This is a genomic window from Weeksella sp. HMSC059D05, from assembly GCF_001809725.1.
In the GTDB taxonomy this organism is placed as follows: Bacteria; Bacteroidota; Bacteroidia; order Flavobacteriales; family Weeksellaceae; genus Weeksella; species Weeksella virosa.
In genome coordinates this window covers 58,061-83,325 of sequence record NZ_KV798514.1, presented here as the reverse complement: position 1 = coordinate 83,325, position 25,265 = coordinate 58,061, and the positions used below count along the sequence as shown (strand labels likewise).

24 protein-coding genes are annotated in these 25,265 nt (G+C 36.4%); 14 read left to right on the top strand and 10 right to left on the bottom strand.

The window, feature by feature from the left end:
* Nucleotides 1-132: 132 nt before the first annotated feature.
* Nucleotides 133-1,608 carry an MBL fold metallo-hydrolase gene (locus tag HMPREF2660_RS00390; protein ID WP_083299034.1) on the bottom strand — a complete coding sequence of 492 codons (1,476 nt, stop codon included), beginning with the start codon at nt 1,606-1,608 and terminating at the stop codon, nt 133-135.
* A 270-nt stretch (nt 1,609-1,878) separates the two neighbouring features.
* Here HMPREF2660_RS00390 and can point away from each other — a divergent pair, with 270 nt between their 5' ends.
* Nucleotides 1,879-2,520 (top strand): carbonate dehydratase, encoded by a 642-nt coding sequence (gene can / locus HMPREF2660_RS00385; protein ID WP_013597579.1) that lies wholly within the window; start codon nt 1,879-1,881, stop codon nt 2,518-2,520.
* A gap of 94 nt (nt 2,521-2,614) precedes the next feature.
* On the opposite strand, the gene HMPREF2660_RS00380 is transcribed toward can, so the two are convergent.
* From HMPREF2660_RS00380 to HMPREF2660_RS00370, 3 genes are read right to left on the bottom strand one after another with little or no spacing between them, the layout of a single operon-like run.
* Entirely contained in the window at nt 2,615-3,391 is a 777-nt protein-coding gene (locus HMPREF2660_RS00380) for a succinate dehydrogenase/fumarate reductase iron-sulfur subunit (RefSeq protein ID WP_013597580.1), read from the bottom strand.
* Nucleotides 3,392-3,446: 55 nt separating this feature from the next.
* Nucleotides 3,447-5,462, bottom strand: coding sequence for a fumarate reductase/succinate dehydrogenase flavoprotein subunit (locus HMPREF2660_RS00375; protein ID WP_013597581.1), 2,016 nt, complete (start codon nt 5,460-5,462; stop codon nt 3,447-3,449).
* Nucleotides 5,463-5,476: 14 nt separating this feature from the next.
* Nucleotides 5,477-6,154: a succinate dehydrogenase cytochrome b subunit gene (locus HMPREF2660_RS00370; protein ID WP_013597582.1), complete on the bottom strand. Its 678-nt coding sequence runs from the start codon at nt 6,152-6,154 to the stop codon at nt 5,477-5,479.
* A 433-nt stretch (nt 6,155-6,587) separates the two neighbouring features.
* Here HMPREF2660_RS00370 and HMPREF2660_RS00365 point away from each other — a divergent pair, with 433 nt between their 5' ends.
* The 8 genes from HMPREF2660_RS00365 to HMPREF2660_RS00330 all read left to right on the top strand — a co-directional run bounded on the left by HMPREF2660_RS00365 (nt 6,588) and on the right by HMPREF2660_RS00330 (nt 13,044).
* The gene (locus HMPREF2660_RS00365) at nt 6,588-7,088 is read left to right on the top strand and encodes an RNA polymerase sigma factor (protein WP_013597583.1); all 501 of its coding nucleotides are present in this window, start codon (nt 6,588-6,590) and stop codon (nt 7,086-7,088) included.
* A 4-nt stretch (nt 7,089-7,092) separates the two neighbouring features.
* Entirely contained in the window at nt 7,093-7,731 is a 639-nt protein-coding gene (locus tag HMPREF2660_RS00360) for a hypothetical protein (protein WP_013597584.1), read from the top strand.
* A gap of 9 nt (nt 7,732-7,740) precedes the next feature.
* Complete coding sequence (locus HMPREF2660_RS00355; RefSeq protein ID WP_013597585.1) at nt 7,741-8,061, top strand: hypothetical protein; 321 nt, start codon at nt 7,741-7,743, stop codon at nt 8,059-8,061.
* Between the two features lie 63 nt (nt 8,062-8,124).
* On the top strand, nt 8,125-10,503 hold the full coding sequence (locus HMPREF2660_RS00350) for a TonB-dependent receptor (RefSeq protein ID WP_070485139.1): 2,379 nt from the start codon (nt 8,125-8,127) through the stop codon (nt 10,501-10,503).
* 14 nt (nt 10,504-10,517) lie between these two features.
* Complete coding sequence (locus HMPREF2660_RS00345; RefSeq protein ID WP_013597587.1) at nt 10,518-10,844, top strand: hypothetical protein; 327 nt, start codon at nt 10,518-10,520, stop codon at nt 10,842-10,844.
* A 38-nt stretch (nt 10,845-10,882) separates the two neighbouring features.
* On the top strand, nt 10,883-11,341 hold the full coding sequence (locus HMPREF2660_RS00340; RefSeq protein WP_013597588.1) for a DUF4625 domain-containing protein: 459 nt from the start codon (nt 10,883-10,885) through the stop codon (nt 11,339-11,341).
* A gap of 142 nt (nt 11,342-11,483) precedes the next feature.
* Entirely contained in the window at nt 11,484-12,353 is an 870-nt protein-coding gene (locus HMPREF2660_RS00335; protein ID WP_013597589.1) for a BadF/BadG/BcrA/BcrD ATPase family protein, read from the top strand.
* Nucleotides 12,346-13,044, top strand: a complete 699-nt coding sequence (locus tag HMPREF2660_RS00330) for a formyltransferase family protein (RefSeq protein ID WP_013597590.1) — start codon at nt 12,346-12,348, stop codon at nt 13,042-13,044. The genes HMPREF2660_RS00335 and HMPREF2660_RS00330 overlap by 8 nt, the downstream gene beginning before the upstream one ends.
* Nucleotides 13,045-13,172: 128 nt before the next feature.
* Here HMPREF2660_RS00330 and odhB read toward each other — a convergent pair whose 3' ends face one another.
* Both odhB and HMPREF2660_RS00320 read right to left on the bottom strand, forming a co-directional pair.
* Complete coding sequence (gene odhB, locus HMPREF2660_RS00325; protein WP_041942042.1) at nt 13,173-14,411, bottom strand: 2-oxoglutarate dehydrogenase complex dihydrolipoyllysine-residue succinyltransferase; 1,239 nt, start codon at nt 14,409-14,411, stop codon at nt 13,173-13,175.
* A gap of 14 nt (nt 14,412-14,425) precedes the next feature.
* Nucleotides 14,426-17,170: a 2-oxoglutarate dehydrogenase E1 component gene (locus HMPREF2660_RS00320; RefSeq protein WP_070485137.1), complete on the bottom strand. Its 2,745-nt coding sequence runs from the start codon at nt 17,168-17,170 to the stop codon at nt 14,426-14,428.
* A gap of 151 nt (nt 17,171-17,321) precedes the next feature.
* On the opposite strand from HMPREF2660_RS00320, the gene HMPREF2660_RS00315 reads away from it, so the two are divergent.
* Nucleotides 17,322-18,473 carry a sensor histidine kinase gene (locus HMPREF2660_RS00315; protein ID WP_013597593.1) on the top strand — a complete coding sequence of 384 codons (1,152 nt, stop codon included), beginning with the start codon at nt 17,322-17,324 and terminating at the stop codon, nt 18,471-18,473.
* Between the two features lie 139 nt (nt 18,474-18,612).
* Here HMPREF2660_RS00315 and mgtE read toward each other — a convergent pair whose 3' ends face one another.
* Together mgtE and rsmA are read right to left on the bottom strand one after the other, a co-directional pair.
* Nucleotides 18,613-19,971, bottom strand: a complete 1,359-nt coding sequence (mgtE, locus tag HMPREF2660_RS00310) for a magnesium transporter (protein WP_013597594.1) — start codon at nt 19,969-19,971, stop codon at nt 18,613-18,615.
* Nucleotides 19,972-19,975: 4 nt separating this feature from the next.
* A complete protein-coding gene (gene rsmA, locus HMPREF2660_RS00305; RefSeq protein ID WP_070485135.1) occupies nt 19,976-20,740 on the bottom strand; it encodes a 16S rRNA (adenine(1518)-N(6)/adenine(1519)-N(6))-dimethyltransferase RsmA in 765 nt (254 codons plus the stop codon).
* A gap of 96 nt (nt 20,741-20,836) precedes the next feature.
* Here rsmA and HMPREF2660_RS00300 point away from each other — a divergent pair, with 96 nt between their 5' ends.
* The 4 genes from HMPREF2660_RS00300 to truB are packed head-to-tail and all read left to right on the top strand — an operon-like array spanning nt 20,837 to nt 23,615.
* Entirely contained in the window at nt 20,837-21,727 is an 891-nt protein-coding gene (locus HMPREF2660_RS00300; RefSeq protein WP_070485226.1) for a cell division protein FtsX, read from the top strand.
* Between the two features lie 17 nt (nt 21,728-21,744).
* Nucleotides 21,745-22,038, top strand: coding sequence for a DUF3098 domain-containing protein (locus HMPREF2660_RS00295; RefSeq protein WP_070485133.1), 294 nt, complete (start codon nt 21,745-21,747; stop codon nt 22,036-22,038).
* A 9-nt stretch (nt 22,039-22,047) separates the two neighbouring features.
* A complete protein-coding gene (locus HMPREF2660_RS00290; protein ID WP_013597598.1) occupies nt 22,048-22,926 on the top strand; it encodes an undecaprenyl-diphosphate phosphatase in 879 nt (292 codons plus the stop codon).
* On the top strand, nt 22,923-23,615 hold the full coding sequence (gene truB / locus HMPREF2660_RS00285; RefSeq protein ID WP_070485131.1) for a tRNA pseudouridine(55) synthase TruB: 693 nt from the start codon (nt 22,923-22,925) through the stop codon (nt 23,613-23,615). Before HMPREF2660_RS00290 ends, truB begins: the two co-directional genes overlap by 4 nt.
* Here the strand turns inward: truB and HMPREF2660_RS00280 are convergent.
* Both HMPREF2660_RS00280 and HMPREF2660_RS00275 read right to left on the bottom strand, forming a co-directional pair.
* Nucleotides 23,612-24,280, bottom strand: a complete 669-nt coding sequence (locus tag HMPREF2660_RS00280; protein WP_013597600.1) for a hypothetical protein — start codon at nt 24,278-24,280, stop codon at nt 23,612-23,614. The genes truB and HMPREF2660_RS00280 overlap by 4 nt on opposite strands.
* A 2-nt stretch (nt 24,281-24,282) precedes the next feature.
* Nucleotides 24,283-25,107 carry a helix-turn-helix domain-containing protein gene (locus tag HMPREF2660_RS00275; protein WP_070485130.1) on the bottom strand — a complete coding sequence of 275 codons (825 nt, stop codon included), beginning with the start codon at nt 25,105-25,107 and terminating at the stop codon, nt 24,283-24,285.
* Nucleotides 25,108-25,265 lie beyond the last annotated feature (158 nt).

The following is a 25,265-nucleotide window of genomic DNA, read 5'->3' as shown; positions in this document are numbered from 1 at the left end:
ATGAGAAAGCAGAAATCTCGCTAAAAAACAAAAGGATTTTCAGGTTACTATTCAACCCGAAAATCCTTTTTTGTAAAGTATAAATTGAATCAATTTAGCGTTTGAATAATCAACCAAACGCTTGATAAAAAATTATTTTTCTTGTACCAATTCGTTCTTTTTTTCTACCCAATCGTTGATCCCACCCGAATAATTAATAATATTCTCAAAACCATTTTTTCGAAGGATAGAATACGCCATTGCTGCACGAACACCGCTCTGACAATGAAGAACTACGGGTTTATTTTTATCTATTTTGGATAAGTCCTGCTCGATAGTATTCAACGGAATATTTTGCAATCCTTGGATATGTCCAGCTTTGTATTCTCCTACTGTTCGTACGTCTATCAACTGAACATCTGAGCGATTCAAGTATTTTTTAAATCCATCAATATCAACAATTTTTGAGCTCAACAATGGTAAGCTTTGTTGATGCACATCCGACACAAAACCATAAATATTATCCATCCCGATACGCATCAATTTTCTCGTAATATCGTCGCGCTCTTCTTCCTTCGCCACGATCAATAGTTGTTGTTGATAATCGATCAACGAACCCATGAAAGTCGATAACATTTTTCCGTTTTCGAAATGCACACTTCCTGGAATAAATCCTTTTTGTACATTTTCTTTTTTACGAGTATCTACAATCAATACGTTATTTTGTCGAGCGCGATCCACTTCTTCTTTGGTAAGAAAAGGATGTTTTGGCACTTGGATCAGCAATGGACGTTGAATTTTATTTAGCTGTTTCATCACTGCAAAATACGCTGGGGGTTCTGGTTGACCTTCTAAAATATACCGAACAAAAGATGCTTCTTCTTTTATCTTCAAGGCTTCATTTGTTTGTTTTTCTTCGGCCAAAGTCGATTGCGGAATGTTACTCAAACTTTTTCCACAAAAGGAACCTGCACCATGTCCTGGCCAAATTTCTGTATTATCGGGCAGTTGAGAGAAACGCTTGATTGAGGCAAACAATTGTTTGGCTGCTTCTTCTTGCCTACCTTGTTGTCCAGCCGCTTTCTCTAACAAATCTGGTCGACCAACATCCCCTACAAAAATAAAATCACCAGTTATGGCACGAATGGGTTGCAGCTTTCCACCTTTCAAAAGGAAAGTTAAACTTTCGGGCGTATGTCCTGGCGTATGCATCACCTCTAGCGTATATCGCCCTACTTTTATCACATCACCATCTTTCAGAGGTTCATGAGCAAATTCGTATTGCCAATCTTTTCCACCTTCGTTCGAGAGCAATAATTTTGCTTTTGTAGCTGCTTGCAACTCTCGCGATCCGCTAAGAAAATCGGCATGAATATGCGTTTCGGTAATTTTGGTAATTTTCAGGTTGTTTTTTTGGGCGATCGTCAAGTACGTATCAACATCTCTTTTGGGATCTATGACAATTGCTTCTTTTGTATCGGGATCAGCTATCACATAGCTGGCTTGTGAAAGAGTTTCATCGTATACTCGCTCGAAAAAAGGAACTTGTGAAAATATGCATTGCATATGAAAAATCATTATCAATAACCAAAATGATTTATTTTTCAGCAATTTTGTTGTACTATTCATCTTAACTTGTTTTTTCTTTATTTTGGCAAAACATAATTCCAATTTACCTTAGCTTTTATACAAAAATACTATTTGCGTTTATCATAGACTGTATCAAAGGTTACATAATCTATTTTCTGGTAGAAAGATATACAAAAGTAATCAGGGCCATAGAAAAGCTACAATTTCATTTCATGTTTTGATAAATTCTTCAAAGAAATGTTGCAGATTTAATGAACATATTGCTACTTTTAGCACGAAAATTAACAAATTGATAAATTACGCTTCTATATGTATACCGAATTTTATAAAAAATTATTAGACAATAACAGAAAATGGGTAGAAGAAAAGCTATCGCACGATCAAGAATTCTTCACTCGTTTGGCCAATGGTCAAGAACCGCCAGTTTTATGGATTGGTTGTGCAGATAGTCGTGTTCCTGCAAATGAAATTATTGGTGCGCAACCAGGAGAAGTTTTTGTGCATAGAAATATCGCTAATCTGGTGGTTCATTCGGATATGAATATGCTTTCTGTTTTGGATTATGCGGTGAATATTCTAAAGGTTCGCCATATTATTGTTTGTGGACATTATGGATGCGGGGGCGTTAAAGCAGCGATGGAAAACACTTCTGTAGGCTTAATAGATAATTGGATACGTCATATAAAAGATGTGTATCGACTAAATAAACGCGAACTGAATGCTATAGAAGATGTTAACAAACGTTTTGATCGTTTTATCGAAATTAACGTCGAAGAGCAGGTATATAATTTAGCCAAAACCTCTATTGTGCAAAATGCCTGGAGGAATAATCAAGCTCTTAGCATTCATGGTTGGGTATATGCAGTGAGCAATGGTCTTGTAAAAGATTTAGAAGTAAATATGCAAAATAACCAAGATTTATTTTCGGTCTATCAATATATTTTGGGTTAGAGAGAAAAAAACAGCTAGTTCCTAGCTTAGAAAAATGAAAAAAGCGTTATATTATAAAATTTATAACGCTTTTTTTTCTTAAATAAAATACTTTCTAGTATTTTTCTTCTGATGCTATTTTAGCACTCAAGAATTCTCGGTTCATGCGAGCAATATTACTCAATGAAATTCCTTTAGGACATTCTACTTCACAAGCTCCTGTATTAGAACAATTCCCAAAACCTTCGGCATCCATTTGTGCAACCATTTTTTGTACACGTTTAGATGCTTCTACCCTTCCTTGTGGCAACAAAGCAAACTGTGATACTTTCGCCCCTACAAATAGCATTGCAGAGCCGTTTTTACAAGCTGCTACACACGCACCACAACCGATACAAGTAGCTGCATCGAATGCGTCATCTGCATTTTGTTTTGGTACTGGAATAGTGTTAGCATCAACCGTTCTACCCGATGTATTGATAGAAACATACCCCCCTGCTTGCTGAATTCTATCAAAAGAAGAACGATCAACAATAAGGTCTTTTATAACCGGAAAAGCTTTCGAACGCCATGGTTCGATGTAAATAGTATCCCCATCTTTGAAAGAGCGCATATGCAACTGACAAGTTGTCGTTCCGTAATCTGGACCATGTGGGCGACCATTTATATACAAAGAACACATACCACAAATTCCCTCGCGACAGTCGTGATCAAATGCGATAGGCTCTTTTCCTTCTTCGATTAAATTCTCGTTTAACATATCGAGCATTTCTAAGAATGAACTATCTGTAGAAACGTCGTTTAGTGTATATGTTTCTAATTTCCCTTTGGCTTTAGCATTTTGTTGTCGCCAAATTTTCAGGGTGATATTAATATTTTTTAATGTTGCCATTTTCTTAATTATTTTGACTTTTGGTAGAATAAGTTGAATATCCTACCAAAAGATTTTATTTATAACTACGTGTTTTCAGTTCGATAAATTCGAAATGCAAGTCTTCTTTATGCAATACTTCTTGATTAATGTCATCCCCTTTGTATTCCCATGCAGCAACATAAGCGAAGTTTTCATCATCTCTCAATGCTTCACCTTCTTCTGTTTGATATTCTTCACGGAAATGCCCTCCACAAGATTCATTACGGTGTAGTGCATCTATTGCCATCAATTGTCCTAACTCTAAAAAGTCTGCCACACGACAAGCTTTCTCTAGTTCCGGATTCAATTCATCAACTCTACCTGGCACACGAACGTCTTTCCAGAATTCTTTTCGCAAAGCTTCTATCTCTACAATTGCTTCTTGTAGACCTTTTGCATTTCTAGCCATTCCGACTTTGTTCCACATAATTAGACCTAGACGTTTGTGGAAATGATCTACCGATTTGGTTCCTTTGTTATTTACAAAGAAATCTAACCGCTCTTTAACAGCTTTTTCAGCTTCCTCGAACTCTGGTGTATTGGTAGATATTTTTCCTGTTCGGATATCATCAGCTAAATAATCGGCAACTGTATATGGTAGAACAAAATATCCGTCTGCCAAACCTTGCATCAAAGCCGAAGCACCTAAACGGTTAGCTCCGTGGTCTGAGAAGTTTGCTTCACCAGCTACATAACATCCTGGTATTGTCGACATCAAATTGTAGTCTACCCAAATACCTCCCATAGTATAATGGATGGCTGGATAAATATGCATTGGATTTTCGTATGGATTAACATCTGTAATTTTCTGGTACATCTGAAAAAGGTTCCCATACTTTTCCTCTAACCATTTTTTACCCAATTGGTCGATTTCAGCATCTGATGGATTGGTATTACCATTAGCAAACGCTACCTCTCGTCCACGTTTTATAATTTCGGTTGAGAAATCCAAGAAAACTCCTTCTCCTGTTTCGTTTGCTTCGATTCCATAACCTGCATCACATCTTTCTTTTGCAGCACGGGAAGCAACATCTCGTGGAACTAAATTTCCAAAGGCTGGATAACGTCTCTCTAAGTAATAGTCACGATCTTCTTCTTTTATATCAACCGCTTTTTTCTTACCAGCACGAATCGCTTCAGAGTCTTCTTTCTTCTTTGGTACCCAAATACGACCAGAGTTACGTAATGACTCTGACATCAATGTTAGCTTTGATTGGTTGGTCCCGTGAATCGGAATACATGTAGGGTGAATTTGCACATAACATGGGTTTGCAAAATAGGCGCCTTTTTTATGAATTTTCCAGGCTGCCGTTACGTTAGACCCCATTGCATTCGATGATAAGAAATATACATTTCCATATCCTCCGGTTGCAATGATTACAGCATGAGCAGAATGCCTTTCTATCTCACCAGTAATCATATTTCTAGCAATTATACCACGGGCTTTACCATCTACCAAAACAATATCGAGCATTTCATGACGATTATACATATCGATATGCCCTAAATGAATTTGATGGTTCATGGCAGAGTATGCCCCTAATAAAAGCTGTTGACCAGTTTGTCCTTTAGCATAGAAGGTACGAGAAACTTGCACCCCACCAAAAGAACGGTTATCTAAATATCCGCCATAATCGCGCGCAAAAGGCACACCTTGTGCAACGCATTGATCGATAATATTACCTGAAACTTCTGCTAAACGATGAACATTTGATTCTCGTGCACGATAATCTCCTCCTTTTATGGTATCATAAAATAAACGGAATATAGAGTCGTTATCTCCTTTGTAATTCTTCGCAGCATTAACCCCACCTTGCGCTGCAATAGAGTGTGCACGACGAGGTGAGTCTTGATAACAAAATGCTTTTACTTTGTAGCCCAATTCGGCAAATGTTGCAGCCGCAGAACCTCCTGCTAAACCTGTTCCTACAACAATTATCTCTAATCGGTCGCGGTTATTAGGTGCGACAAGTCTTAGATTGGCTTTATGTCTTTCCCAACGTGTTGCGATATCGCCTGTTGGGGTTTTTGAATTTAATAATGTACTCATTTCTTTTTTAACAATTATAAGTTATTAACAAAATGGTAAATAGCGATTAAGATAAAACCTGCCGGAATTAAAATAGAATACCATTTTCCGAAAGCTATAATAAATGGCGTATAACGTTTGTGTCTAGCGCCAATCGACTGAAATGCTGACGCAAAACCATGTTGTAAGTGTAATGACAAAAACACAAATGCAACAAGATAGAGCACTAACGTTACTGCGCTTGTAAACACATGATTTAGGTGATCCATAAAGTAGTTCCCTTCTCCAAATCCTGTTTCTGACGAGAAGTAATTTGCCTGAATGGTTGGTACCCAAAATTGCCATAGATGAACCAATAAGAAAGCTAAAATTACACCTCCTGAAACAATCATGTTACGCGAAGCCCACGATGAATTTGCACTACCTTTGGTGTAGGCATATTTTACTGGTCTTGCTTTTTGATTCTGCATTTCTAATACAAACCCCATAACAAAATGATACACAACACCGATCAATAGTATAGGTTGCATTACAAATTGAACAATTGGATTACTGCTCATATAAGCAGAAACCTCATTAAAACCGTTTGGGTTAATCACCGACAATGCATTAATCAGAAAGTGCTGTAATAGAAATATCAGCAAAAACAATGCTGACAACGCCATTGCAAATTTTCTTCCGATCGAAGAATTAAATAATGATTTTGATGCCATAAAGCAATACGTTTAATATTTTTTAGATTTTACTCACAAATTTACTAAAGTGTTACTGCTTATCACAATGAATTTTGTCATTTCATTAACATTTAACCATAGTTTAGAATCATTCTGATTAAAGCACCTTGTAATACTTTTGCTATCTGAGTGAATTGTAAAACATTAGCTCAGAAAAAATGATTGTACATGATAAGTAATTATAATTACCACTCTATTTAATGAGAATTATTTTTTACCAGAACATTACGATTTTATTTTATTTTTTTTATTTGTTCTAAAAAAACAGATTATATTTGCCGTGGATTAAGCAATAGCTTTTTCATAGGTTTAAGTTGGTTAGGGAGTCCCTTTGTGTAAAAGCAAAGGGATTCGCTTTTTTTGTAACATTTCTTCTAATCATACGACTCATAGACCAAAAGCCAAAACAAATTTGAAAAACAAAGAGAAAGTTTTTTCCGAGCTAATTACTAATAATCAGCGGATTATTCACAAAGTATGCAGCATCTATACCAACGATCAGGAATCCCATAATGACCTGTTTCAGGAGATTGTGTTGCAACTTTGGCGTTCTTTCGAGTCTTTCAAAGGCAATGCTAAGTTTTCTACTTGGATGTATCGTGTAGGGCTAAACACTGCAATAACCCATGTAAGAAAAAAAAATAAATCTGCAGTTACACTCTCTCTAGAAGAGCATCATTATCTACACTTGAGCAATGATCATGATGAAAATAAACAAGAACAACTCGACCTTCTGTACCAGAGTTTAAAATTCTTAAATGATATCGAAAGAGCATTGGTACTTCTGTATCTAGAGGATCTTAGCTACAAAGAGATTTCTGAAACCCTTGGAATAACCGAAGGTAATGCTCGAGTGAAAATGAATCGAGTAAAAAATAAACTTAAAGAGATAATCGCTAATCTATCAAACTAAGCATATGGATTTAGATGATATTAAAAAAAGCTGGCAACAGACACAAATAAAAGACACCCATTCTTCTGATCGTATTTTTTCTATCCTAAAAAAGAATTCGACATCGGTTGCACGATTATTGTTTTTTTACACAGTTTTCGAGTTCTTATTAATTCTTATTTTTTTCATTTATTCTACCCTACTGGGTAATCATCTTTTCGATACAGAAACTTCGCAATACATCAGTAAAGAGACATTTAGATTTTTCAATATCATTACGGTAATTGCTGTTTTTATTACTTTGATATTCATGTTATTTACATATCGTTACTACCAAAGAATTCATTACAACCAAAATACAACTTCGCTTATATCAAGCATTATAAGTTTTAGAAATGTTATCAATTATTTTGTATTATTTTCTATCATCTTAACGACTATTGCTAGCACACCGATATATTATGAAATTGGTAAAGGAATCTACTACACTAAACACCTCAACGAAGTTCTTGTCGATGACAACGCAAAACAATTCGGAATATTGACAGTCGGAATTTCGATTTTATTTATTCTCCTATTGGCTTCAATATATTATCTGTTTCTCTACTTTGTATTCTTAAAAAAATTAAAGAAAAACCTTATTGAATTGAAAACAGTTGATTAACTTTGCACCGTGAAACAATATCTAAAAACTGCAATTAGTGTTTTCCTTGTGCAATTATCAATCATGATTGCATTGGGGCAGTCTATACATATTGTTCAGCACGCTTATACTCCATCAACAGTAAGCGACCATCATGATACACAACAATTACCAAAATGTAATTTGTGTATAACTCACTTCGAACAAGTAATTACAGATAATCCTTTATCGCTACCAGAAACGCCTATAAGCTCGACTGCAAATTACAGAAGTACCGTTCCGTATGGTGTACTAAGTTCGATTACTGCAAAACCACACAACTATCTTCGTGCACCACCTTACTGCGCATAAACCTTATTTTTTTATTCAGAGTAATTCTTCTTTTTTATATATAAAATAATTAAAGCTTTTTTCATGAAATTGAAAAAAATTGCTTTTACCGTTGCCTGCATCACGATTGGACAAATGGTAATTGCACAATCAGAGTTTGGTGGACAAGTGGTCGATGAACACAACAATCCTGTGAAAAACATCTCAATTATCATCAACCAACATAATCTACAAACCGACGAAAATGGTTATTTTACAGCACCACACAGCACCAATCATCAATATGAAATTATTATTGATGAATATGGCTACGAATTGTATACCAAACGGATTAATAGTTCGCACGAGTCGAATTTCAAAATCGTTCTCAAAAATCAACTATACGAATTGGAAACAGTAGAAATCAATGCGCATTTACATGATTTTTCGACGGCGAATATTACCCGGGTTAATCAAAATTACATCACCGAAAATTATGCAGGTTCCTTGGCAAAATCCCTCGAGAATCTACCCGGCGTTTCGGCTATGGGAATCGGTTCGGGGAGCTCGAAACCAATCATCCGTGGATTAGGTTTCAACCGATTGATTGTGGCTGAGAATGGCGTAAAACAAGAAGGACAACAATGGGGTGCAGATCATGGTCTAGAAATAGACCCACTCAATGTAGAACAAGTAGAAGTTATCAAAGGTGCGGGTGCTTTGCAGTACGGGAATGAAGCAATCGCAGGTGTTATTGTACTGAAAAACAACAAAATACCTACAAAAAACACCACTCATACACAGATCAATACCTTATACCAAAGCGTTAACGATAATTATTTGGGAGGAGTTTCACATTTCAAACGTTGGGATTATTTTTTCTACAAAGTGAAAGCTTCTTATAGTGATTATGCAGATTACAGAACAACAACCGATCATTTTAAATATTTAGATAGAATCTTCAAAATAGAAAACAATCGTATAAAAAATACAGCAGGACAAGACTTTAATACCGCTGTACAAGCTGGTTATACCGACCAACGCTTCACCTCTATTCTCAATGTGAGTAATTACTATCAAAAAGCTGGATTTTTTGCTGGCGCTCATGGGATTCCCTTGGCATCTAATTTATTGAGTGATGGGAATGACAGAAATATCGATTTTCCGTATCAAAAGGTAAATCACCTCAAAATAATTTCAGAAAACGAATACAAGTTTGGCACAAATAAGATTCTAAAACTCAAATCATCCTACCAAAATAATGTACGGCAAGAATGGAGTGTTTTCCACACACATTATCCCGATCAGCCAATTCCAGAAACCAACCCCAATCTAGAGCTCGAATTCGACTTATCAACCTACGACACACAGTTAAGTTTTGATTGGAAACATAGCCCTAAATTCAAAACAATTATTGGCGTACAATCCCAATATCAGAACAACACAATTGATGGGTATAATTTTTTGTTACCAAAATATAAACGCACCATCTATAGTGCATATATGATAGAAGAGGTAAATGCACATCAAAACCTAAAGCTTTCTGCAGGTATCCGATACGATTTTGGTAAAATGAAAACCGAAAGTTTCTACGATCCTTATCTTTATCAATTTTTGATAAAAGACGGCTATGATCACGAAACTGCCAATCAATACGCCCTACGTGGAGAAAAAATCAATCGAAATTTCCAGACATTAAACGGAGTACTAGGAGCGAGCTATCATGCGGGGAAATCTTGGGATTTCAGCCTAAATATAGGGACCAATTATCGATTACCTACGGCTATAGAATTGGGGGCAAACGGTATTCATCATGGTTCTTTTCGTCATGAACAAGGAAATGTAGATTTGGATTCGGAACGTGGTTTTTCTGCTGATTTAAAAATCGATTATCATCCACAAACATGGAACATTAGCTTCAGTCCATATATTTATTATTTTTCGAATTATATTTTCTTGCAACCCTCTGGTCACTTTTCTATTCTACCGCATGCAGGACAAATCTATCAATATACCCAATCAGAAGCATTAATTGGTGGTTTCGAGGTCGCTGCAGAAAAAACAATTGCCGATAAACTGCAAATTTCGGCTGTGTACGAATACGTATTCAACAAACAATTGGGTATCGACAAAAGCAAACGCTATCCGCTACCTTTTACACCAGCCAATAATGTGTTTGGAGAAATTAAATACCAATTAACCAATGAAGAAAACATAATAGAGAATTGGCATATTTTCTTGAATGCAAAATATACTTTTGAACAAGATAGAATTGCACAAAACGAAGAAAAGACTGGTGCTTATTTTCTTTTAGGGGCAGGAACCAAAACCAATCTTCATTTCAGAAATTTCGAGGCGATCATTGGGATACAAGCGAATAATATCCTCAATAAAAAATATTTTAACCATACTAGTTTTTATAGAACTATAGAATTACCAGAACAAGGTAGAAATATACAAGTTTCGGTTAGTATACCGTTCTAATTTTTTATACCTACATGCAACAAAAAAACAAAACATATAGTTTATTGGTTTTCATCGGACTGCTCCTCTCAGTGCCAATGAATAATTATTTGCATGTACTTCAGCATCAGCAAGATCTTCATAAAGTCTTTCCTCATCAGTGTTCAGATTATATACATTTCGGGATTTATGTAGAGCCCGATAACACCGAAACACAACCATCGCCTTGGATGATTTTTGCAGAAAAACCGTATGAGGATATGTACACATTCGGTATGGTGCTGCGCAAAGTACTGCACAAAAGTTATGTTCGTGGTCCGCCAATTTATCCTACCAATAAGAACCAACCTTACTTAATTTAATTTTTAATTTTTTAATTTTTTTTAAAAAACATACAACAATGACAACCAATTTTTTAAAATACAGTTTAGTTAGTTTATTCGCAATAAGTGCATTTTCATGTTCTAATGATGATGATGCAATCGACCAAACAAAACCTTCGATTACAATCAATTCTCCTAAAAACGAGCAACATCTACATGTTGGTGAAACTATAAACGTTGATGCAGTAATCACAGATGACAGAGCTATATCTTCTTATAAAATAGATATCCATTATGCAGGTGACGGACACACCCACGAACACCGTACTGCAGCTGAACCTTGGAATTATAAATTTGATGAAAAAGTTAGCGGAAATGTTTCTCGATATGCTGTAAAACGTTCAATCGAAATTCCTCACAACATACAAGACGGGCATTATCATTTTGGGATTATTGCAATCGATAAGTCAGGAAACGAAAGAAAAACTTATATCGAAATAGAAATTGCAGATCATGGTCATGAACATAAAAAATAAATACCATTGATTATAAAAAAGCCGGTAAATTACCGGCTTTTTTTCTATTACATTCTAAAGAGAAACGAGAACATAATAAATTTTTTATACTTTTATGTTATCATTAATTTAGCAAACAAATCAGAACTAAATAAATCATCTTATGATTATTATCGCGGATTGTGGCTCTACAAAAACCGACTGGGTAGCATTAAATAATAACAAAAAAGAGTTATTTAGAACAACAACCATTGGTTTTAATCCTTATTATGTAGATTCTAAATTCATTACAAGTGTTTTAGCTGGCAACGAAGACTTGGTTACCAGCAAAGATCAAGTAGAGGCTGTTTTTTTTTATGGTGCAGGTGTATCTAATAAAAAAAACATACAAATTGTTTACAATGGGTTAGGTGAATTTTTCCCAGAGAACACAAAAATTACCGTAAATCACGACTTACTAGGGGCGTGTTATGCAGCCTATAAAGGGAAACCCGTAATCGTTTGTATACTAGGAACTGGTTCTAATTCTTGTTATTTTGACGGGAAAAATATACGAGAGGAAACAAAATCCTTGGGTTTTATCCTAGGAGACGAAGGAAGTGGAAATCATCTAGGCAAAAAAATAGTTCGTGCGTATTTTAATAAGAAAATGCCCGAGCAACTGGCAAAAGCTTTTGAAAAAAAATACAATAACCTAACGGTTGAAGTGTTGAATGAAAATGTTTATAGTAATAATTTTGCCAATACTTATTTAGCTTCCTTTAGCGAGTTTGCCTACGAAAATAAACACGACCCATACATTCAACGATTAATATATGATTCGATGAAAACCTTCATAGAAGTTCAGATTTCACCGTATAAAGAAGCAAGAGAATGTGAAATGTGTTTTATTGGCTCTATTGCTCATTATTACGAAGATATTATCAGAGCAGCAGCTGCAGAAATGCATTTAACGGTTGGTCATATTATTAGAAAACCAATCGACGATTTGGTCGAATATCATACTCAATATATACTATCAGACAATGCTTAACTCAACCATTGCGGTAATCTCATACAACACACCGCACCGCAAAACACAAGATGTTCTGTTTCATCTAAAGGCAAAAAATTACACCCATGTGCATGTTTTCGCTTTGCCTTTTATTCATAGAGAAAATCCTTTTGTACCTATTTTTCAACATCGACCAAGTAGAGCAATTGATCTTTCACCAGAAGTATTTTGTTCTCATTTGGGCTATCAATTCTCTACCACAACTAGCGATACACTAAATGATCAGTTGCATAACCTGAAAGCAGATTTTATACTGATAGCGGGCGCTGGACTTCTCCCTAATCAATTGGTAGAGCAACATAAAATCATCAATGCACACCCAGGATACTTACCTTTTACAAGAGGTTTAGATTCCCTGAAATGGGCAATCATGAAAAATGAAAGAATTGGCGTTACAACGCATTTTATCGACACAGAAGCCGATGCTGGATTTTTAATTGATCAGAAATATGTACCGGTGTATTCGAATGACACTTTTCATGCGGTAGCATACAGACAATATGAAATGGAGATTGAAATGCTGGTCGAGGCCATCGAACTTATCCCGAACAAGACAGATTTTCCTTCTCTATCAACAACACAATACGAGGCTACTCGTCGAATGCCAAAAGCGATAGAGGAAAATTTAATCAAAGGATTCGAAATGTATAAAGCAAAGTTCCTCAAGTAAGACTCATCCTACCATAACAAATGATAGAAGTCTTTTTCTAACGTAAAAAAATAGCCGACAAAAAAAAACGTCTCAAAATAACTTTGAGACGTTTTTTGTATATAAACGAGCTTATGTTTTAATTTAACCTAAAGTTCTAAAGCACGCTTTGGATCTCCTCCCATCAGTACGTTAACAGGGTCTTCGATAGCTTCTTTTACAGCTACAACAAATCCTACCGATTCACGCCCATCGATGATTCTGTGATCATAAGACATAGCAATATACATCATCGGTGCGATTACGATTCCACCGTTTTTCACGATTGGTCGTTCGACAATATTGTGCATTCCCAAAATAGCTGATTGTGGTGGGTTGATAATTGGCGTAGACATCATCGACCCAAAAACACCTCCATTGGTAATAGTAAATGTGCCTCCAGTCATTTCGTCTGGCATTATTTTGTTATTACGAACTTTGATAGCCAATTCTTTAATCCCTTGCTCTACACCACGGAAAGTTAATAGCTCTGCGTTTCGCAATACGGGAACCATTAATCCTTTCGGACCAGAAACTGCAATAGATACGTCACAGAAATCGTACGATACGAGATTTTCTCCATCGATCATTGAGTTTACTTCCGGATATAATTCTAAAGCACGAGTTACAGCTTTGGTAAAGAAAGACATGAATCCAAGACTTACTCCATGTTTGGCTTTGAAAGCTTCTTTATAATCTTCGCGTAAGCGGAAAATTTCGGTCATGTCTACTTCGTTAAAAGTAGTCAACATTGCTGTTTCATTCTTAACAGCCACCAAACGCTGAGAAATTTTTCTACGTAAAGATGACATACGTTTTGATGTAGAAGCTCTAGAACCGTATCCGTTGCTTGTGCCCATAGATGGTTTAGCTTCTACGGCATCTTCTTTTGTGATACGTCCGTCGCGTCCAGAACCTGCAACTTGAGCTGCATCCATTCCTTTCTCGTCTAATATTTTCTTAGCCGCTGGTGAAGGTGTCCCCGTAGCGTAGGTTGCTGCAGCTTGTGGTGCAGCTTTCGGAGCTTCTGCTTTTGGTGCCTCTGCTGGTTTTTCTTCTGCTGGTTTTTCTTCTGCTTTTGGTGCTTCTGTTCCTCCGGCAGGTTTTGCAGCAGCTGTATCTATATGAGCAACAACTTGCCCAACTTCTACAACATCTCCTTCTTCTGCTTTCAAATAGATGATACCACTTTCTTCTGCTGGTAATTCTAAGGTTGCTTTATCTGAATCAACCTCTGCAATCGGCTGATCTTTTTCTACATAATCACCGTCCTGTACTAACCAAGTAGCGATTTCTACTTCGGTGATGGATTCTCCCGGTGATGGGACTTTCATTTCTAACATATCTATTAGCTTTATTATCTTTATTTAAAAACTCGTTCTATTGTATCTTGTTGTATGATGGCGGATGTTTTGCTTGAGCCTGGCGCTGGTGAACCACTCTCTGCAGGACAAACAACATCGAAAGGTAATTTTCTAAACTTGCGTAAGATATACCCCCAAGCACCCATATTTTCTGGTTCTTCTTGTGCCCAGATTAATTGTTTTTGATTCTTGTATTTTTTGATGATAGCCTCCAACTTCTCTTCGTCGATAGGATACAGTTGCTCGATACGAACTAGAGCAGTTTTATCATCTCCTATCTCTTCTCTGTAGCTCTTCAATTCGTAATAAATCTTACCTGTACAGAAAACCAATTTAGTTACTTTTTTCGGATCTGCTGTTGCATCATCAATAATTTCTTGGAACTCACCGTTTGCAATCTCATCCATCGTTGAAACTACTTCTGGATGTCGTAACAGTGATTTTGGCGAGAAGACAACCAATGGTTTACGATAATTGGTAACTACCTGTCTTCTCAATGCATGGAAAAAGTTTGCAGGTGTCGTAATGTCTACAATAAACATATTGTTTTCTGCTGCCAGTTGTAAGAAACGCTCCATACGAGCAGATGAATGCTCTGCTCCTTGACCTTCGTACCCATGAGGCAATAACATTACCAAACCATTTTGCATTTTCCATTTGTCTTCAGCAGCTGAGATGTATTGGTCGATAATAATTTGGGCACCGTTAGCAAAGTCACCAAACTGTGCTTCCCAAAGAGTTAACCCTTTCGGGTAAGCCATTGCATACCCATAATCAAAACCAAGAACACCGTATTCTGATAGCAACGAATTGTATACACGGAAAACTCCTTGTTCTTTTCTTATTTCATTAAGAAGTATAATTTCTTCTTCTGTGTCTTCTGTTTTGATGACTGCATGGCGATGAGAGAAAGTACCTCGCTCTACGTCTTCACCCGACAAGCGAACATCATTTCCTTCGAGCAACACACTTCCATACGCCATCAACTCAGCAGTCCCCCAATCGATCTTGTCTTCGGCAACTCCTTTGGCTCGAGCCTCTATCAAACGAGAAACTTTACGTATAAGCTTTTTACCTTCTGGTACAACTGCAATCGTATCGACAATTTCTTTCAATTTCTCTTTCGGGAAAGTTGTATCGGCTTTCGCCATTACTTCTGCTCCTGTAGCAATACGGTAATCTTTCCATACCTCTGGCATAAAAGCATCTAAGGTATTTTTCTCGATTGTTTTCGATTCGTTGAATTTTTCTTCCAGCAAATCTTTGTATTCTTTTTCTTTTTCTGCTACGATATTTTCTCCGATTGTTCCTTCTTTCAACAATTTGTCTTTATATATTTCACGAACATTCGGATGTTTAGCAATAATAGAATATAATTTTGGCTGAGTGAATTTAGGCTCATCTCCTTCGTTATGCCCATATTTTCTATATCCTAACAAATCGATAAAAACATCTTGCTGGAAACGGGCTCGGTAATCGGCTGCAAATCGCATTGCACGTACTACAGCCTCTGCATCATCGGCATTAACATGCATTACAGGAGAAAGGGTAACCTTTGCTATATCGGTACAATATATTGACGAACGCCCATCTAAATAATTCGTTGTAAAGCCAATTTGGTTATTGACTACAACATGAACAGTTCCTCCTGTTTTGTAGCCATCCAGATTCATCATTTGAACTACTTCGTATACAATTCCTTGTGCCGCAATTGCAGCATCACCATGTATATTGATTGGCAATACTTTCGAGTAATCTTCTTGATAATCTTGCTCTATTTTAGCCCGTGCTATCCCTAACACAATTGCATCAACAGTTTCTAGATGTGAAGGATTCGGTGCTAAATTTATTTTGATTTTTTTACCACCCACTGTTTCTACACTTGTAGAAGATCCCATGTGGTATTTCACATCCCCAGCAACCAAATCATCGTCGAAAGGTTTTCCCTCGAATTCACTAAAAATGTGCGAATAAGGTTTTCTAAATATATTTGCTAAAGTATTAAGACGTCCACGGTGAGCCATCCCAATTATTACCTCTTCTACTCCATGCTTGTCTGCTGAAGTATTAATTAATTCATCCAAACCTGGAATCAACGATTCGTTTCCTTCTACCGAAAAACGTTTTTGTCCTACAAACTTGGTGTTTAAGAAGTTTTCGAATACGGTCGCTTCGTTTAGTTTTGATAAAATACGTTCTTTTTCTTCCTTGGTAAACTGAACATGATTGAGATTATTATTCAACCATTCTTGTATCCAGCGAATTTTCTCTGGGTCTCGGATATACATATATTCTACCCCGATAGAGTCGCAATACAAGCCTTCTAGGTGCTGAATAATCTCACGCAACGTTCGTGGCCCACCAATTCCCATAACGCTTCCTGCATTGAAGGTTTCGTCCAAATCAGCATCGGTAAGCCCAAAATGAGCTATATCAAGGTCAGGTGACCATTTTCTGCGTTCCCTAACCGGATTTGTTTTGGTAAAAAGGTGTCCTCGTGTGCGGTAAGCATCGATCAGATTAAGAATGTTAAATTCTTTCTGAACTTTTTCTGGCACAAGATCAGTGTTGCCAGAAGTTTCGCTTGATAGGGGTTCACCATTATAGGTCTGATTAGCAAAATCATAACCCTGAAAAAATACTCTCCAACCAGCATCAACACTATCAGGATACTGGAGATATTGGTCATATAAGTCGCTTATATAATTAATATGAGCGGCGTTTAAAAATGAAAAACGATCCATAAAAATTACTCTCTGTGAGATTGAGTTACAAAAATAGGGTTTATTCAACATTTAAAAAAATTACATTTATCATTTTTATCGTTTGTTATGAAAACAAACATTAAAATAATTCGTTTATTTTTGAAGAAATATTTAGTTATTTCAACTTTTAATGAAGAAATTCTTTCAAAATACTCCTATTAATCGTTGGTTGTTTTTTCTTTTCATCTGCTTTTTCTTTGGCGGCACGCTCTACGTAAGTACTCGTTTTGTAAACAAACTAAAGCTAGAAGAAAAACAAAAGGTAGAATCCTATGCTAAAGCTCTAGAAATCTTGAGCGGTACTGACTTTGTTGATTCTCATGTGCAAGAATTTCTTTTCAAGATTGTCGAGAATAATACTTCGATTCCGGTTATTTTGGTGGATCAGAATTTCGAGATTTTAGAAACCAAAAATGTTCCTTCGCAAATTAGTGATAACGATAAAAAAATTGCCAAATACCTCAAAAACTTGCGTAAATCGCATGAAGCCATCGAAATTATTCTACCAACTGGGAAAAATTATATTTATTACGAAAACTCAGATTTGCTCAATCAATTACGATATTATCCGTTGATTCTTATTTGCTTGATTAGCTTGTTTATTTTCTTCAGTTATTGGTATTTCAAGACGTTGAGAGAAACCGAAAAAAGTTATTTATGGGCCGGAATGGCAAAGGAAACAGCACACCAGATTGGCACACCCCTTTCTTCTTTGATGGGCTGGATAGAGTTATTGAAACTCGAAGAGATCGACCAAACCTCTGTGAAGGAAATAGAAAAAGATGTATATCGATTGAATCAGATTGCCGAACGTTTCTCGAAAATTGGGTCATCAACCGAACTAAAACCTAGCAACGTTGTCGATGTCTCTAGAAGAACAATGGAGTATTTACGCAACCGATTATCCCGTAATATCGAATTTAAATTTCATGCTACCGATGACGAAATTCTGCTCAACCTCAGCGAACCACTTTTTAGCTGGGTACTCGAAAACTTAATGAAGAATGCCGCCGATGCCATGGAAAACAAAGGCTTGATTGGTTTGTATCTTACCGATTACGAAGATACGGTGGTAATTAGTTTGCAAGATACTGGGCCGGGTATTCCGAAAAAACTGCAAAAGAAAATTTTCGAACCTGGATTCACCACTAAAAAAAGAGGTTGGGGACTTGGCTTATCGCTTGCCAAACGAATCATAGAAGATTACCATAAAGGGAAAATCTACATCGAACATTCGTCTAAAGAGAAAGGCACTGAATTTACCATTGTCCTAAAAAAATAATTTTTTTTATTAAAAACTAATCTTTAACCAAATCTAAAGGACTTGGGTGTTGAAAATATTTTTTTCAAACATAAAAAAGCCTACAACATTGTAGACTTCTTTCTAGCGATATCTTATTTTTTTTTATACTGAGTAATGCCTAAAAGCCAAGAATCATTTTTGCAATCATAAAATAGATAAACACCCCTAATATATCGTTACTTGTCGTAATGAATGGCCCTGTAGAGACAGCCGGATCCATTCCACGCTTATGTAATAATGTTGGGATAAATGTCCCGATAATAGCAGCATTAATAATTACAGTAATAAGAGCCAAACAAATGGTTAGAGAGATTTTATAACTCGTCCCAAACACAAAATGACTAATTGATAAAACGACTATTGCAATGATGAGTCCGTTGAGCAATCCGAGTAAAAACTCTTTACCTAACAACTTCAGTACACTGCTATTTTTCAACGATCCATTTGCCAAACTCTGCACTATAATCGCAGAAGATTGTATCCCTACATTCCCGGCTGTGGATTGTATCAGAGGTACAAAAGTTAGGAGAATGGTATATTGGGCTAGTTCTTCACTCAGACCATTCATGATTCCGGCGGCTCCTATCCCACCAAACATACCGATCAATAGCCATGGAATTCTTGCACGTGTCAAGCGCCAAATCGAGTCATCGGTATCTACATTTTGTGTAATACCGGCTGCTAATTGGTAATTTTCTTCGGCTTCTTCACGGATGACATCTATTACATCATCTACTGTAATTACCCCAACAAGACGCTTCAATTCATCGACTACCGGAATTTCGTATAAGTCGTATTTGGTAATCACATTGGCTACTTCTACATCGGTCGTAAAGGTGTTTACATATTGTATCTTATCATTGAAAACATCTTCTATTTTGGTGTTTGATGAGGTCGTTAAAAGTTTTTTCAAACTCAAAATCCCTAACAATCGTTCATCTTTATCTACAACATAAATGGAGAATACCTCTTCCATTTCTTCTGCTTGCCTGCGCATTTGCTTTACTGCGGTAATGATCGACCAATCTTTGTAAACCTTGATATATTCTTTTCCCATCAAACCACCTGCGGTGTCTTCGTCGTACTTTAGTAGTTCGACAATTTCTTTGGCATGTTCGGGGTCTTCTATCTGAGAAATAACTTCTACTTTCTTACGATCGGATAATTCGCTAATTACATCGGCCGCGTCATCGGTATCCATTTCGTTGATTACTTCTTCTGCAATTTCTTTTGCCGAGAAAGTTTTTAGGATTTTTTTCCGATCCTCTTCTTCAAGCTCTAAGAGTACATTTGCCGAGACTTCATTATCCAACAAATCAATAACAAAAGATTGTTCTTCTACAGATAATTCGCTCATCACTTCGGCAATATCTGCCGGGTGCAAATCTCCTATTAGCGATTTTACCGCTCGTCCGTTGCGGTCTTTTATATCGGCTATTAGATCAGTGATGTGCTCTTTTGTAATTTCTTCGTTCATAGGTTTACTTCATTCTTTTTGTTAGTTCTAGAAAATCCTCTACACTTAGCTGTTCTGCTCGTAAATTTAACAATTCATTTTCTTTCATCGTATCGGGAATACCCAAAGATTTAAGTGCATTGCGTAATGTTTTTCGCCGTTGATTGAAAGCGGTTTTTACCACAGTAAAGAAAAGTTTCTCATCTACTTCGGGTAAAGTTGATCGGTAACGTTTCATCCGGATAACGCCCGATTTTACTTTTGGTGGAGGCGTAAAAACGTTTTCACTTACTGTAAACAGATAATCTACTTGATAGAAAGCCTGTGCTAACACAGAAAGTATGCCATAAACCTTACTACCCTTTGGGGCTGCAATACGTTCGGCAACTTCTTTCTGGAACATACCTACCACTTCGGGCACTTTATTTTTTTCTTCTAGTATCTTGAAAATAATCTGCGAAGAAATATTGTATGGGAAATTCCCTAAAACAGCCAAATCATCTGTGAAACGACTAAAATCCATCTTCAGAAAATCTTCTTCATAAATAATCAAATCGGGATAAAAAGGCACATAATTCTCCTCTAGATACGCAACCGATTCGGTATCGATTTCTACAACCGATATTTTTTTATTGGCCTGTAATATATATTTGGTTAACACCCCCATCCCAGGACCAATCTCTAAGACTTGTTGATAATTGTCCCAAGTAAGTCCCTCGGCGATTTTTTGTGCCACTTGCTCATCATTAAGGAAATGTTGACCTAAATGTTTTTTTGCTCTTACTTTCAAGTTTTCTGTAATTTTATGATATGTTTAACCAACTTATTGGTTGTATCTTTTCTTTGCAATCAAGTTTTTTTTATCTTAGCCCCAAAAATAACCCAAATGTCAAAAACGAGCGAGAAATTCGAAAAAAGAAGACTTCGATCTTCCAACTTTACTGTAGTAATTAGTATCTCTTTGGTCTTATTTCTTTTAGGTATTTTTGGTTTAATTATTATCAATGCTCAAAGTTATGCTGAATATATTAAAAGAGAACTAAAATTAGAAGCCTTTTTTAGAAATGAATACGACGCCAAGCAACAAGACAAAGAAATAGAAAACCAAGCCAACTATATCGATTCGCTAAAAACTCAGCATGTTTTTATAGAATCCACTAAATATATCAGCAAAGAAGATGCATCAAAAATTGCCAAACAAGAGTTAGGCATCGACGATACTTCTTTGTTCGAAGAAAATATCTATCCAGCTTCGGTCCAAATCACCCTCAAACCCGACTATGTTGATCCATCGAAAATCGATAGCATCAAATCTATCATCCAGCGTAATCCTATCATAGACGAAGTCGTGAACGATGATCAACTCATGGTGCAGGTTTACAACAGTATCGATAAAATAACCTTTTGGTTGATGGCCTTTGCAGGTGTTTTCTTGTTCATTGTTATTATTCTCATCAACAACTCGTTACGTCTGAAAATTTACGCCAAACGCTTCAGTATCAAAACCATGCAATTGGTAGGAGCGCGTAGACGATTCATTATCGCCCCTTTCTTGTTAGAAAGTGCTGTTTTGGGCCTGATTGGTGCAACAATTGCAATTCTTATTTTGGGTGGATTGTGGTATTATTTCGCTAATACGGTCAACTACACATTATGGAACGATAAATATACTTTCTTGATTATTCTCTTGATTGCCCTAGGGATGATTATCGCCGTCTTGAGTACGCTTTTCGCTTCTTGGAGATATTTACGTCTAAAAACAGATCAATTATATTAAGACATTATACAGGACTTATGGGCTCTAAAAACACAAGCATTTATCAGTCGGAAAAAAAGCAAAACGTACCATTTTTGTTCGGTAAAAGAAATTACCTTTTCATGGGAATCGGTATAGCATGCATCATTCTCGGTTTTTTTCTTATGACCGGACATGATGCCAATACACAACCCGATGGCACCTATGACCCAACGTATTGGAACGAAGATATCTATTCTTTTACCCGAATAAGACTAGCCCCAATCCTTATTATTATTGGTTTTGTACTCGAAGTCTATGCTATTTTAACCTCATCAAAAGAAACCGAATAATACCACTCTATGAATACATTAGAAGCCATCATTATTGCAATAATAGAAGGTCTTACCGAATATTTACCTATTTCTTCTACCGCTCATATGGGATTCACCGCTGCTTTGCTGGGTTTAGAAGAAAGTGAATTCCTGAAAATGTTTCAAGTTTCGATTCAATTTGGAGCCATCCTTTCTATTGTAGTTTTGTATTGGAAAAAATTTTTCGATTTCTCGAACTTCAATTTCTATCTAAAATTAATCATCGCTGTAATCCCTGCACTTTTTTTGGGGTATCTATTTGATGATAAAATAGAAGCTGTCTTGGGTAACCAAATTGCCATTTCAACGGTTTTAGTCATCGGTGGAGTGATTCTAATTTTTTGTGACAAATGGTTTAAAAACCCAAAAATACTCGACGAAAAAGAAATCTCTTACAAAAAAGCATTTATCATTGGCTTTTGGCAATGCCTAGCAATGATGCCTGGCACAAGCCGCTCTGCCGCCTCTATCATCGGGGGAATGACCCAAGGCTTGAGTAGAAAAGCTGCTGCAGAATTTTCCTTCTTCTTGGCTGTACCAACCATGTTGGCCGTTACGGTTTATTCGATCTTCGTGAAAACATGGGGTAAAGGAACACCCAACGAAATGAAAGGCTACGAAATGATTCTACAAGACAATCATCATATTATGCTTTTTGCCTTAGGCAATATAATCGCTTTTGTCGTGGCTCTAATTGCCGTTAAAACATTTATCGCTTTCCTTACCAAATATGGTTTCAAAGTATGGGGGTGGTATCGTATCATTATCGGAGTTGTTTTGTTGATTTACTTCTGGAATCAACCCCAAAAAGAGAACGTAACCGAAATACCCCAAGCCGATATCACTTTTAATCCTACCAAAGAATGACCGTTGAAGATATACAAAACGGACAAGTTTTCTTGATCGACAAACCATTGGATTGGACGTCCTTTGATGTAGTGAATAAAATCCGTTGGAATCTTAGGAAAACCTATCAATTGAAAAAAATAAAGGTAGGACATGCAGGTACTTTAGACCCTAAAGCTACTGGGCTGTTAATTGTTTGTTGTGGGAAAATGACCAAACAAATCGATCAGATTCAATCACAACATAAAACATACACTGGTACAATCAAACTAGATGCCACTACACCGACTTATGATTTAGAGTCTGAGGAGGATTGCCAATTCTCGACTGCACATCTTACCGAAGAGAAAATCCATGAGACCACAAAACAATTTATAGGGAAGATTGATCAGGTTCCGCCTCTACATTCGGCCATAAAAAAAGACGGAAAACGTTTGTATGAAATCGCTCGAGCAGGAGAAACAATCGAAATAGAACCGAGAAAAATAGAAATTTTATCCTTCAAAATCACTCGTATCGAGTTACCTTTTGTCGATTTCGAAGTCGTTTGTAGCAAAGGAACTTACATACGGTCTTTGGCTTTTGATTTTGGTAGAAGTCTTCAGGTCGGAGGATATTTAACTGCACTTTGCCGTACTAAAATCGGAGATTATGCACTGAAAGATGCCGACAACTCTGTACTGAATCTCATCGCCGACACAGAAAACTAACCCAAATAATCATCCAAAACCCTATTGATTACAGCACTTACTCTTTTAGGTTTTTGCCGAACCATTATATGCGTACCACCATCGATTACAATCGGATTTTTGATATATTGAATAGGAAAAACAATATCTTTATTACCGTGAATATGGGTGACATTATTTTCTCTATACTGTTGCGAATGTTTCCAATGGACTATTTTGTGAATCGACCATCGTAAATATGCTTTGTTTCTATACTGAAAAATATCGTCTATAGAATCTCTTTTTTTGGTATAATATAACTTTCGCATTACCGTGTAAGAGAAAAAAGAATTAGAACTTATAAATCCTAAAGGCATCAATCGATGTGCATTGATATGTGAAGACCAGCGCATATAAGGAGGTAATTCTTCTCGATTTTTCACAGTCGAAATAAGGAAATTGTGTTCCGGCTTCACAAAACGGTTCATCTCTTGCACAATGATTCCGCCAAATGACAATCCCATCAACATAAATTTCTCATTCAGGTTGATAGGTGACAACATTCTTTCTGCATAATGTGCAAGAGATTCGTCGTCGGATTCGGGCAATAACCAAGGCAAGTCTACCAACTCGAAACCAGAACGAAGCTGAAGACTCGAGAAAGCTTTTTCGTTCGCACCCAATCCACTTACATGATAAATTTTCATACTTACAAGATATCCTTTTTCTTCGAATAATCGGTTGGTCTAACGCCAACTACCTTCTGAAACGTATTGCTGAAAGTTGGTAAACTACTATACCCCACCATGTTAGCAACTTCACTAATCGAGTTTTTCTCTTCGATTAATAACTCTAAAGCTCTCAACATCCGTAAAATAGTGAAGTATTGAACAAATGTAAGCTTCACATCTTTCTGAAATAGTCTAGACAAGGAACGTTCACTAAACCCAAATTCATCTGAAATTTTTTTCATCGTAATCGAACTATCCATCTTATCCTTCAAATACATTATTACTTTTTGCAAACGCTCGTCTGTCGGGTAAGGCAACGATAATTTTAGACTATTTTTATTGAGTTTCGGCAATAATTCTTTAAATGCATTGGCAATCGTAAACGAAGAAGAATCTTTGGCTGTTATATCGCCTCTCCATTGTTTAGAAAAAAGAATAAACTCCATCAAAAAATTACAAGTTGGATAAATCCCTACTTTATGAAAAAAACTTTCAGAATCAGTCTCTTTCACCGGGAAATATAAATTTCGCATAAAGATCTGTGGAGAACTTGGGTGAATACTGTGCACAAAATTGGGCGGAATCCAAATAAAATGACGCGCTGGCAAATAATACGTCTCCTTGCCTATTGTCACATATACAATACCACCTTCGCAATACAAAAACTGTCCTTTATCATGCTGATGCTCGACAACTTCTGGCTCATTAATCTCGTTATGATAACAAAAAATAGAGCTAGGATCTTTGTCTATTTCGGTAAGATAGTAACGGGTACTTAGAAGTTCTTTCTGTTTGCCAGACATACTTTTTAATTTTATAATGAGATTCCTAAGATAAGAATATATTTGGGTTTATTGTACGAAGAACACATAGGAAATGTCTAGAAAAGATAAATAAATGGCATTTTATGATTTTATATTGAAACAATTTTGTACGAAATTTGTAATCACTTCAATATTTA